This is a genomic window from Brevibacillus sp. 7WMA2, assembly GCF_010748895.1.
Classification (GTDB): domain Bacteria; phylum Bacillota; class Bacilli; order Brevibacillales; family Brevibacillaceae; genus Brevibacillus_B; species Brevibacillus_B halotolerans.
Genome location: NZ_CP048799.1, coordinates 1,806,081 through 1,818,533 on the forward strand (window position 1 = coordinate 1,806,081; position 12,453 = coordinate 1,818,533).

The window sequence follows — 12,453 nt, forward strand, 5'->3', positions numbered from 1 at the left end:
TTCTAAACGCGTCCAGAAGGGGATGGATAATCATTTTCTTATCGAGAATCGAGAATCGTGGCAACTAGTTTTAGGGCTATTAAAACCGGAACAGGGTGGCTACTGGGTATGCAATTCTATCCCCTGAGGATTAATGACTACATTCTCTCCGTCCTTTTTCACTGTAGCTTTTCCATTTTGAAAGCTAGAAGCCCAATCATAGGTTAATGCAATGACTACCTGACCTGTAGTATTCACGTAGCCAAATTTACCATTCTTCTTCACTACAGCAAAACCTTCCGAAAAAGGCATTGCATAATCATACTGATACTCGACCACGACATTAGCAGAGCCAGTTGAATCTAACTCAACAAAGCCCCACTTCCCTGCCCTTTCTCTAGGGATAAGAGTGGGATGTTTCGGCTTTGGAGTGCTTTTTTTCTGATTCACCTGTATCTTGTCTTTTTCTTGTGTATGTAACGTTACTTTAGTAGGTGACACCTGAGCTGCTTTTGTTTTGCCCTGCGCTACTTCCTTTACTTGTATATCTTTCTTGGTCTTTTCAGGCTTTATGCTAGTGGTTTTTTTAGGGGCTTGTTGCTCATTCGTCTGTTCTTTCTTTCCTTGAGCTGCTTGTCCTTTGGCATCGCGTTCAGCCTTCTGCTTCGCTAGCTGCTCCTCCTGTACGGCTATCTCCTGTAGGTTTTTAGCAGCCTTTAGTTGTTCCACAGCTTCTTTTTCCAAAGGTTCTCGCGCTTCCTTATCTTGTTTTTCCGCTTCCGGAGGTTTTGTTATCTCAATAGCATTGACTGTCTGCTTCTTATTTTGTTCATTACTCCACATAAGACCACCAACTGCTACGAGAAAAAAGGCAGCTGCCACCCCTGCTCCAAGCGATTTTTTAGCCATGCTGTTTTTACGTTCCGCCTGCTTGGCAGGTGCCGATTGGGATGCTTTCTCCTCTGGGAGAGGCTTTTGAGTTTTTATTTTTGTTTCAAGCTCAGCGATTATCATCCATAAATCCTGGGCTAGAGCATGCTGAGGCTCTAGTTGCTTCTGCACAGCTCGATACGTCTCTATTGCACGTTCCAGCTCTCCTTGTGCTTCCCACTGTTTAGCACGTTCTATTTTTTTGTAGATGGCAGGTAAATTTGCAAAGTCTCCCTGTGCGTTTTCTTCCGTTTTCAAGATTTCCGGAGCAAGCATTCGTTCTGTTTCTTTTCTAGAAAAAGGCATGTTTGCTTGCGGTATGGAGATATGAATCGGTGGTTGATCGGCCATCTTCTGCTTTTCGAATCCTATCTGCCCTTCTTCCTGTACATCCATTAAAGCGAGTAACCATTCTCCAAAAGTTGGGCATTCATTTAGCTCCTTACTTTGCCAAGCACGATCAAGCAAGGAAGCAATCTCTGCCCCCCAATAATTACGAATAGAATCTATCAAAAGTGGATATCTTTTTGAGCTGTGAGGTATCTCTTCTGGATGGAAATAGCTTTCTCCCCAAGCGGCTTCTCTGACCGTTTCATCATACCAGCCTAATATCTCGGCTAGTAAAATAGCTCCAGAGAATCGATCAGCATATTTACTCCATAAGCCTAATGGAGAGGTTTGTGGCAGGGAATAGCCAGGAGATGCTGCAAATAAGACATCAGGCCGCTCCAATCTCGGTCCATATAATTGCTCTACGTCTACCAACTCTACATAAGAAAAGCCGTCTTCTACCTGATCCCTAACCAAACCTGGCAAAATCAAGTTGGGACCGGATAAATCACAATGAGCTAACCCTTGTTGTTCCATAGTTGATAAAACTTTAGCTAATGACCGTGCTGTAGTTAAGCTGTCTGCCCGGCTTAATGCCCGTTTATCTATAATAATATCCATCCAAGTAGGTCCTTCTATCCAGGGCATAACCACTGCATACATCAGATCGCGATGCTGACTTAATAGCTCTCCATGTTTCTGAGGTGTCAATATAACGCGGTCACATACAGATAGCCCTGGTAAACTAGCAAAGTCCCTGATTTGCTCAGAAAGATAAACCTGCTTTGGATCTTTATACTGCTGACGAAACACCTTTAATGCCTTCCACTTGGAATCTGCTTCTTTTCGAGGAATCATTTGATAGACAATTCCTTGACGCCCCTCCTGACCGTAGGGAACATGAGGAGCGACTGGATGCTCGCCGATTGTATATGTAGCATTGTGTAGATGAAGCTCTTCCTCTACTCTCGGCTGAAATACCATGAGAGCCTCCTCTCTTTCTTACCTCGTAGTATTCATATAATAAACATAGATGGTGGAACGCAAAAAAACATACAGGCGCGTTCAATGGATTTTTGACTATTGATTTTTGTCCTATGTAATCTCTCACTGAGAAAAGGACTAGGCTCTCTTTCCCACCTAGTCCTTTTCTGATTTTCTTGCTTTATTGAGAATCCGCCTGACGGAACTTCGTCGCAATTGCATGTAATTCATGTGATATACTTTCAAGCAACAGGACAAATCCAGTCATTTGCCTGTTCGCTTCCTGAAATTCCTGGAAGAATTTTTGCTTCGTCATCCCGTCCCACTGACCTTCCATTTGATGAATTTGTTGGTTCAGACGATCAATCACTTGCTGACTTTGTTCCTTGCTTTGTTGAAACTGGTTTGCTACTTCATCCACTTGATCAGGCGAAATTAAAATGCGTGACATGTTCTTTTTCCCCCCAAGTCGTTCACATTCTCTTTTGTCCTATTGTAGCCTAGAGTATTTTTAGAAACAATTCCCAATTTGTAAGGAAGCCGATTTAGAAAGAAACACCTATGTTCACTTATAGTTAAAAAGGACTTTTGCCCTTCAATTTTTAACAATAACTTTTATTTTGTGAATCTATCGGCCTACAAGCATCCTTCTGTACCCATTTTTGATTGATAGTGTGGATGAGCTCTTGTAGGGATCGCTCCTCGTTGAAAGGCATAGCTACCTTGACTCGATGATAACGCCTTTTAGCAAAGTAGCCCTGACCTGGTGGCAGCATTTTATTATAGGCAGCATGCGGATAATGACTAGCTTCCGTCGATGGGATTTTCAAGAAAGCCAAGTCATTAGCATCAATACTGCCAAATAAAAAGCCTGTTTGCATATTTTTAATCTCGGATAACCAATCGTTGCTACTATATGGAAAATCAGATGGCACCCCAGAGATAATCACATACAGATCGCGGCTTCTGCCTTGTCGAAGCAACTGAGTCAATTGATCCTTGATTTGATAATCTGTGATCTGCTTGAAAAATAAATCTGCATCATCAATTACCAGTAGAAGAGCTGGCTCCTTATGATTTTGGTCCTCTAATTTATCTGTTTTGATGGATTCAGCCTGATTGAACAATTCCTCCTTGCACATCTGAGAAGAAGTCGATTGCTCTCTGTAAGATTGATTTTTTAGCTGATCATCATGGGTGTGGCGCATTTTTATTTTCGTACTTAGAGTAGTAAGCAATTCTGTAAGCTCGCTCTCTCTAGTGGCCGTCCCCTTTACGTGTGTTACGTGTTCTAGAGCTAGTAAGGATACGGAACTAGGTCGGAAGTCGATACAGTAAATTTCCAGATCTTGTGGAGACACCCGATCGCATAGAGATAGCACCCATGTCATTAAAAAGGCGGTTTTTCCCCCTTCCATCGGACTCCCTACCACAAAATACGGGCCTTCTTTTACATCTACTTCAAACAAAGTTAAATCATCTACATATATACCTACAGGAACTCTAAATGAATTAGAAGGTGAGAATATGCCATTATCCGATACAGTAGAGAGAGAGGATTTATTAGGAATAACAGACTTGATAGCTAATAGCTCCTCCAGGAAAATAACCTGTGGTAGTGACAAAATTTCTTTTGGACGGTCCCCATTCCAAGCAATGCTCATCTGCTCCATTACATTGCGCAGTCGAACCGAGCGCTGCATGTCGTCGTTGCCCGCTATGGGTAAAGCAGTCTGAAACTCAAGTGGAGGCACTTGTCCTTTCACTAGCCCTCTTCCTTCTGATAAATGGACGGGTGGTTTTGTAGGACGCCCCACCGCAAAATAATAGTCGCTTGGATCAGATAGTTCAAAGGCAATTCCCAGAGAAAAGTTACCTCGTATTCTCTCCACAATATCTGTAATACGGTTAGCAGTCACAACGAAAGAAAGTCCTACGCTTCCCCCTTCTCTTACTAGCTGCTCTAGCTGATCATTCTCATAGGAGTACTGATTTCGGAAGTTTAGATAGCCATCTATGCATACGACAATTCTAGGGACGGTCTTCCCCGTAGACATTTGGTACGCTCGAAGTGTTTTCACACCACTATTTGCAAGTAGCTCTCGGCGTCTGCCTACCTCCTCAAGCAGATAACGAAATAAACGCTTGATTTTATCTGTTTCATCATCCAAAATGACGGAGCCAACATGAGGCAAATACGAAAAGTCGCGTAGCGTTCGCCCAAAATCCAACAAGAAAAAATGAAGGTGTTCTGGAGAATAACGAGTAGCCAGGGATAATAGTAAGGTTTGTAAAAATGTAGTCTTTCCTGTTCCCGGCATCCCATAAATAGGTAAATGCCCTTCCTCTAGTGATAGTAGCAATGGCTCCTGTCGCTGCTGTGCCACATCGTCTACTAAGCCTACAATGGCAGAAAGACCCGGGGCATTGGCTCTCCATTCCTTACCATTCCAACCGTATGTACACTCTGAAATATCCTCTAAAGCAAGCTGTTTGGGCAAAGGAGGAAGCCACGGACCAGGTAATCGGCTGACCCCTTCTCTCTCTGCTATGCTTGCCAGATATTCCATTACGACCTGAAGCTGCTTCTTTTGCTTTCTCGTTTGATCTGTGTTTAGCTCTTCTTTTATCTCACATTTCGTACGTTTTCCACTTAATGAAACCTCATAAATCTCCGGTTCTTTTTGATTTCGCGTCTGCTCTGCCAGATATGGTGCGCCACTCCAGGCAAACTGGACCAAATCAAATTCCTCATTGCTCCCCACCTGTAAGTAGCCACGCCCCGGCGTTGTTATCCATGCTGCATCCGGTATCTTTAGCATTTCCCGGCTATCTGCATCATCCTGAACTCTAAGACAAATACGAAAACGGGCATTACTCCAAATCTTATCATCTACGACACCGCCAGGCTTTTGCGTAGCTAGGATTACATGCACGCCTAACGTTCTACCAATGGTTGCAATTGATATTAGTTCATTCATAAACTCTGGCTGCTCTTTTTTTAGTTGAGCAAACTCATCAATAATAATAACCAAATGAGGTAGCGGATGAGTCATCCGCCATGTCGTTTCATAATACTCATCAATGTGCTGAAGGTCTCCTGCTTCATTTAAAATTTTTTGCCGACGGATTAACTCAGCGCGTAATGAAACCATCGCTCTTTCTACAAGCTGATCATCCAGATTGGTGATGGAGCCTATCAAATGCGGTAAATCTCTAAACGTGTTAGACATTCCCCCGCCTTTATAGTCAATCAATAGAAAAGTCATCTCATGAGGATGATAATGAACGGCTAATGAGGCAACAACGGATTGAATAGCCTCGCTTTTTCCTGAACCTGTCGTGCCAGCCATTAATCCATGCGGACCATGCCCACGCCGTTCTATTTTGTCATGTATATTCAACAGGACTTTTTTTCCACCTGTTCGCACTCCCACTGGAACTGGCAAGGATTGCGGAAACCGATTCGCCTGCCAAAGTGCAGTTACATCCAAATCTTCTATTTTTTCAATCCCCAAAAGCTCAAATAACGATAGTCGCTGTGGAATTTCTGCTGATGTAGAGCGCTTAACCTTTACACCTGCCATCATTCGCGCAGCATGCTCCGCTTTATCTAATGGGAGATCGTCTATAGTACATGCAATTTCTCCCTCTTCTAGACCAGTCACATCCCCTGTCACCGTTTCTTTACAAACACCGCGATTGTCCTGTATTTCCACAATCAATTGACACTGCATAGGCAACGAATCTTTCCTATCCGCCAGTAAAAACGTACATGCTCCAATTGCTTCAGCCTCTTTTAAAAGTAAGGGCAAAATAGGCTCGTCCTCAATTAGATGGGGCGCTGACAGAATAAACACCCAGCAAGGTACCTCTGCCTCTTTACGAAAATCAGGAGCCCTCGTCATTTTCCGCCGGTTTAGCTGACTGTACAAAACGTCGAGTAGTTGGTGAGCGCTTCCTTTTTCCTGAGCAACGAATCGCATGGTCTGTTCATCATCCCAAGTATGCGGCAGCCAGCGTAGCCATTTCCATTGCTCTTCTTCCCACTCTGGATAAAAGGCAGCGACTTTCACCTCATCTGGTGAGTGATGTGTCGCCATCTGCAATACCATCACTCTAATCGCATTTAGAATAGCCTCCTGCTCACCGACTACGCCTATGACTTTCGATTGATACAGGGGTAGTTGAATAGGAACCGACTCAACTCTTTCAAAGGCTTGAGCCAACGCCTGGGCTTCCTCAATCAAAGGCTCTGTCTCATAGCCTTCCTGTTTGGGCGCTATAATCTGATAGGTAGCTGGCAGCGTTCCTAGTCCCAAACGCAACTGTAAAAAATCCTCATCACGTGTAGAACGCTCCCATAGCGAACTGCTTCTCTCCTCTATCCGCTGTATACACTCCCAAACAGACGGATTCAATTCGTGCATAATGGCTTGCTGTTCCATTTGTAACTCTTTTAATTCTCTTCTGTGTTTCTCTAATTGCTCCTGGTACTGAATGGTCCGTGTTTCTGACTGTCTACGATATTTTCTCTTGTTATGCAGATAGGTAAACACCGGAACTGTGTATGAAATAATCATGGTGCTCATAAAAATCATTTGAAACACAAAAAAATTCTTGTTTCCCGTATTCATTCTCGATCCCATATATAAATAAGCAAAAAGCGAAATCCCCGTGATAATAATGGGGATTAAGATAGAAATGATGGAGAAAGCGGGTGGTTGGGGAACAAGAGGAGGTCGATGGATTTCTACTGTTTGCTTGGGTAATGTACGCTTTAAGCGCGGTGATCGCTGAAAATAATCATAGGCCATTCCTGCTCCCCCTCCCCTGTATTCGTTTATAAGGTTTTCCACACATACCCTTTTAGCTCGCTCTTGTTTTTGTCTTTTTTCTCATTTGCTGGATGTACATGCCCAGATTCAGATAATGGTTGTTGATATAATGAGCGCCAACCTTCAATTGTTTGGCCCTCCCCACCAGTAGAAAAGCTACGCTGTACTCTCAAATATGCCCCGGACTTGACACCTAACTCTGACAATGTGGAGTCTGACGAAAGGATTTTCCATTCATGTTCTCCCACTTTCATTTCTAGCAGATATCTTGCATCAGTCCCTCTATGGGGATCACTGACTTTTACCATGCGAGAGACCTTTTCGGCAATCATTTGACAAGGGAAATGAGTCGGTAATTCAAAGTCCGGCCACTTACTTTTATCAGCATTTGTTACAATTGTCACAATGATTTTATCCATTTCTCCACCATTTTTTAGATCGTCTGAGCGACCAGCTTTTCTAAAATGATTTCCTGCAAAATGTCATCCATTTCCATATGAGAGCTGGGAGAAATGCATACCCAATCCTCTCGTTCCTTCACAAATAAACGAATCAGCCAATTGGCAATACTAGAGGTCAGAAACGTCATGCCATTTAAGCTCCATTCATTTTGATGCCATGACATTGTAATTAGTTGTCCCTCGCACCATTGAGCTTTCAAGGACTGAGCAAAAGCCTCTGCTGCATCCTGATGGCACTGATAATCCTTTAAGGTGGCACAAATCTCATCAATAGAGGCGGTTTCTACCATTCCTCTGATCTGTTGAAAAATGGCATTTGGTAGTTCAATAGAGGGAACTACTACTTTTTCCTCAGCGTTTTTTCTGATTCGATTACACATTGTTTTACTGGCTTCTAAGGGGTTACCTAAGGCTAGTAGCTCATATACGTTTTTACCGCCTACTGCTGCTATTTTTTCCACTACAACTTCTCGGTCAAAATGAAAATACCCCTCATAATCTTCTCTATGTTTATCCGTGTAACGAAAATAACAGCACGTTGTGGCATGTCCACACGGAGCTACAAGGGAATTTACCATCTCATCTATGTACAAGCCTGTCTCATCTTCAAAAATATACCCTTTGTGTAATAGCTCTGTCTTTATTAGGTCCCATTCCTCTTGCAAGTCTTCTGTTAGATACCCAGCATAAGGCTCTGCTATACCTAGTACTTGATCAGCACCAGTTAGGCATGCTAAAAAGTATAGCTGTTTATCCGTGATTGAAATAGTTTCAATCGGATTTTTCATACTAGCCTCCTTACAATGCTATTGATTTTATCGCGTAAGCCAAGCGAACCACTCTCTTTTGTGTCCCGCCTTATCGTATGGGATAAACGAGTCTGTCTGATTCCAGCTAACATCCATTAACGCTATATCATCACTAAGCGGACTGTCACCCGCTTGAAGAATCATGGACTGTAGCTCGTTGTCTGTCGGGAGCGGATAGCATTTATCTAATGTGGCTAAGCCATCTGTATAGGCTATCATTCGTGTAAAGCGATGTTGTCCAGCTAAACTGGATTGAAATAAATGAGGCTTTCCTCCCACAGGTCCATGTAACGTTGACCAGCGCTCTTGTGTAGTAAATGTTCCTTGTAAGCATTCCGTTATTTCAAGCTCTTGGTTAAATAATCGTAACCGTAAATCCCCCTGCCAAGCGAACAGGATTCTTCCATTAGGAAAGGAATGCGAGGGTAGATCAATGCGCCCACAAATGTACATGGCTTCACTTCCATGTGTCCGCTTCGATTCTAATACATCACGTAGCAAGCCTGTAATACTTGAAGGTATCGGATGATTATCTATGATTCTACTCGTTACAGCGGTTAACGATTGTAGATGTATATCCAACTGTTGTAGAAGGAACTCCTCTCGCTCCTCTTTCTCAAAGAGATCGGAAGCAAGCCAATCTAGTAGCCCGTCCCCTAGCATTTTGGCCGCAAGCTCCCCACAGTAAGAGAGCGATACGCCATCACACAATGCAAATAAAAAAGATTGCTCGTTTCTGGCAAACGTAAGATAATCCTGCCCCTTCTCCTGAGCATGTTGCGTTTCCAAAGCCCGGGCGTACGCATATCTCCAGACAAAATGTTCCTCTTCTCTTGTTACAGACTGCTCTGTGTGTTGATGTATGTTTTTATAACGATAGGCTAATTTCACATTGCATCACCTGTCTTTAACGGACGGGGGTTGCTGCCGACATTTGAAACCCTAAAGACACCAATTCTGGACTGGTAGCCGGAAACATAAGCAAGGCACCCTTTTTTAATTGATACATGGACTCTCTCATCATCTCACGATAGCTCTCCGGTAAGACAGAGGACATGGAACGCAGCCTATTGGCATGTTCATCTCTTAAAATTGTATCTGGCATGATTCCGTCCCAGCGCTTCACATCGACAAGCTCTTGATCATGCGGCTCTTCGGAAATAAAAATGTTTTCTACAAGCACATGTCCATCAGGAACAGCCATTTGCATAATTCGTTTGACAATGGGCTCCGGATCTTCACCAGTCGCAGCACCATCTGTCATATGACAGATCAAAGGGGCCGGAGAATCTTGTAGAAACGGGAGCTCTTCTAGCAATAATTTTTCAACTTGTTTAAATGCTTTAGCCATATCTGTCAATCTACGCGGACTTATTTCAGGCAGCTTCCCCAAACGGGCTACCTCATCTATTCCTCGAATTCCATCCAATAAATCATATACTTCATCGCTGTATGCTAAAATTGCGATGCGATAGCGTGGGGACATCCGAGTTCCCTTTGTCGAACGAAAAATCATCTGTCGAATGGCAGCAGATAATGCTTCCATCACTACATCAATCCTACGTTTATCTCCCATAGGCAGACACATGGAACCACTCACATCAATCAGGTAAATGATAAGAGCAGGGGTTCGATGTGTCGCTGGTAACTCATAGCTCATAATCGACTCTCCTTATGCTCCTGTTGCAGAGAACCACGGTAGAAGCGCTTGACTTTAAGCCACCGTGATCTTATTTGGAATATGAAGGGTTTTATCTGTTCCCTTCTTTCAACGCTTCCCAAAGGAGATTCCCCCCCCCTTTTGATCATTACTTATACTACTTTCCAAGCGGCTCTGATTGCTACTACAGGACGATAAGCATTCGCTCAGCTAAAATGCCTGCGTAACCTTACTGGTGTAATAAAGATCAAAAACTCGCCTTCCTCCCGAGCAGAACAATCGCTTTAGGACCTCGGAATTTTTTCACTTACTTTAACCAATCCAGATACAGAAGGCTGAACCTGATCATCTTCATTTGTATCCTCGCTATATCCATCATGTATAGAAGTATCAAGAAATTGTATATTTTCACGGACAAATTGAAAACGTGCCATTGGCAGCTCTTCTGTGCTGCCCAATGTAGCTAAATGACGTTGCATATCCTGCTGTGGAAAAAAGCGTGAAGAGCTTGTTAATCCCAGTACAGCTCCCTGCTCTCTCAATTGATGTCGAACCTGCTCTATTGTCATCGTTAACCGCTCTGCACTTTCTCTATCAACTTGTTGAAAGCGTTCCGCAGATTCGACGAGACGCTTAGCTAAATCGTTGGAGTGTGCTTGCAGTTGCTCCATGAGGGCACGGACAGCACGCCAATTATCCTCTAGCTGTGTGTGTTGCCCAATTTCCCAGCTTAGACTTTCCATTGCATGATGCAAACGTCCTTCTATTTCATTCCACTCCTGTGCAGCTCGTTTGTATTCGTGACCCAATTCTTGCAACAGATGCGGATGTACTAGTATTCGCGACATCTCTTATCCCCTCTGATTTACTCATACTCGTTCTAACAGGTAGTACGAAATTTCATTACTCTTGACCTTGGAAATGAATCATGATGCTCACTTAAACAAGATTTCTGGAACAAATTCAGGGATTTTCCCTATCTTTTTAGATTTACAGAACCAGGAACTTCATACTAGAGTAATTGGTCCTGTTTTTTTCGTTACGTATAGGTATATAGATACAAAAAAAGTCTTTTTCACTGAAAAAGACTCCCTATCATTTTTTGTCTATGATGAGAATTACAGAGTAAAGGCAGCTAGCAGTCCAAATATAAACAAGGGTATATTATAATGAAGAAATGTAGGTACGCATGTATCCCAGATATGATGATGTTGCCCATCTGCATTCAATCCTGAGGTAGGCCCTAGCGTGCTATCGGAAGCTGGAGATCCTGCATCCCCCAAAGCTCCAGCTGTACCAATTAACGCCGCTGTCGCAAGTACAGAGAAGCCCAGTCCAGCACAAAGCGGTACAAAGATAGCAGTAATGATTGGGACCGTACCAAATGAAGAACCTATTCCTATGGTGATCACTAAACCGATCAATAGCATAATCACACTAGCTAAAAAACGATTTTGACCGAAATATTCCACTCCAGAAGCTACTAGCTGCTGAACAGCTCCTGTCTCTTTCAACACAGTAGCATAACCAGAGGCAAGAAGGATTACAAAGGCGATAAATCCCATCATAGCAACACCGCGCTGCACCACCTCGTCCCCCAAATTCCACGGAACCACTCGGAAAATAAATAAACAAACAATTCCTGTAAGCGAACCAATAATGAGTGATTTCGTCAATAATTGCACGGTTAATGCTAAGAGAATGGCTACGAGGGTGAATGCATGTCGTTTGGTAAAACGTAATTCTTTCTTCTCGTTCTCCTGGTCAGTATCCGTAGCGATAATTTGGTATGTTCTGGGTTTACGATAGCTAATGAATAGTGCCACCAATAACCCTACGATCATACCAATCCCTGGAATAAGCATTGCTTTTGGAAAATCGGTTACTGCAATGGACATCCCAGCCTTCGCCATTTCAGATACAACAATCTGATGATAGATCAGCCCAAAGCCCGCTGGAAGCATAATATAGGGTGCTTGCAAGCCAAATGTTAACGCACAAGCTACAGCACGCCGATCAATTTGCATTTTAGTAAACAAGCTCAACAAGGGTGGGATTAGAATAGGTATAAAGGCAATATGCACAGGTACTGCATTTTGCGACAAACAAGCTGCTGTAGCAATGGACATCAGTAAAATACCACGTTTTCCACGCAATACCACCAATAATTTTTTTACTAATAAGGCTGTAATATCAGACTTAGCGATCATCACAGCAAACATCCCAAGTAAAATATAACTGAGCGCTGTTTCTAACTGTCCGCTCATCCCCTGCACCATCATCTGGATGGTGTCAGTTATGGAACCACCGGCAACCAGCCCTGCGGTGATGGAAGCGGCGATCAAGCCAAAAATGACATTTAATCGCAACAGCGACAGTATAACAATTACGATCACCGAAAGTATAACTCCATTAAATAATAGCATAACGTTCACCTACGCTTTAGTATATTAGCTAACTAA

The 12,453-nt window shown here is 43.1% G+C and carries 9 protein-coding genes; all 9 read right to left on the reverse strand.

Going from position 1 to position 12,453, the window contains the following annotated elements:
• Positions 1–99 precede the first annotated feature (99 nt).
• A complete protein-coding gene (locus tag GOP56_RS06675) occupies positions 100–2,223 on the reverse strand; it encodes a WG repeat-containing protein (protein WP_163245177.1) in 2,124 nt (707 codons plus the stop codon).
• A gap of 181 nt (positions 2,224–2,404) precedes the next feature.
• Complete coding sequence (locus tag GOP56_RS06680; RefSeq protein ID WP_003336004.1) at positions 2,405–2,674, reverse strand: WXG100 family type VII secretion target; 270 nt, start codon at positions 2,672–2,674, stop codon at positions 2,405–2,407.
• Positions 2,675–2,825: 151 nt separating this feature from the next.
• Positions 2,826–7,040 carry a type VII secretion protein EssC gene (gene essC, locus GOP56_RS06685; protein WP_163245178.1) on the reverse strand — a complete coding sequence of 1,405 codons (4,215 nt, stop codon included), beginning with the start codon at positions 7,038–7,040 and terminating at the stop codon, positions 2,826–2,828.
• Positions 7,041–7,066: 26 nt separating this feature from the next.
• Positions 7,067–7,480, reverse strand: a complete 414-nt coding sequence (locus GOP56_RS06690; RefSeq protein WP_163245179.1) for a hypothetical protein — start codon at positions 7,478–7,480, stop codon at positions 7,067–7,069.
• Positions 7,481–7,494: 14 nt separating this feature from the next.
• A complete protein-coding gene (locus tag GOP56_RS06695; protein ID WP_163245181.1) occupies positions 7,495–8,310 on the reverse strand; it encodes a hypothetical protein in 816 nt (271 codons plus the stop codon).
• A 27-nt stretch (positions 8,311–8,337) separates the two neighbouring features.
• Positions 8,338–9,222, reverse strand: a complete 885-nt coding sequence (locus GOP56_RS06700) for a hypothetical protein (protein ID WP_163245183.1) — start codon at positions 9,220–9,222, stop codon at positions 8,338–8,340.
• Between the two features lie 16 nt (positions 9,223–9,238).
• A complete protein-coding gene (locus tag GOP56_RS06705; protein WP_163245185.1) occupies positions 9,239–9,991 on the reverse strand; it encodes a vWA domain-containing protein in 753 nt (250 codons plus the stop codon).
• A 284-nt stretch (positions 9,992–10,275) separates the two neighbouring features.
• Positions 10,276–10,839, reverse strand: a complete 564-nt coding sequence (locus GOP56_RS06710) for a type VII secretion target (RefSeq protein ID WP_003335997.1) — start codon at positions 10,837–10,839, stop codon at positions 10,276–10,278.
• Between the two features lie 270 nt (positions 10,840–11,109).
• Entirely contained in the window at positions 11,110–12,417 is a 1,308-nt protein-coding gene (locus GOP56_RS06715; RefSeq protein WP_163245187.1) for a Na+/H+ antiporter family protein, read from the reverse strand.
• Positions 12,418–12,453: the final 36 nt, after the last annotated feature.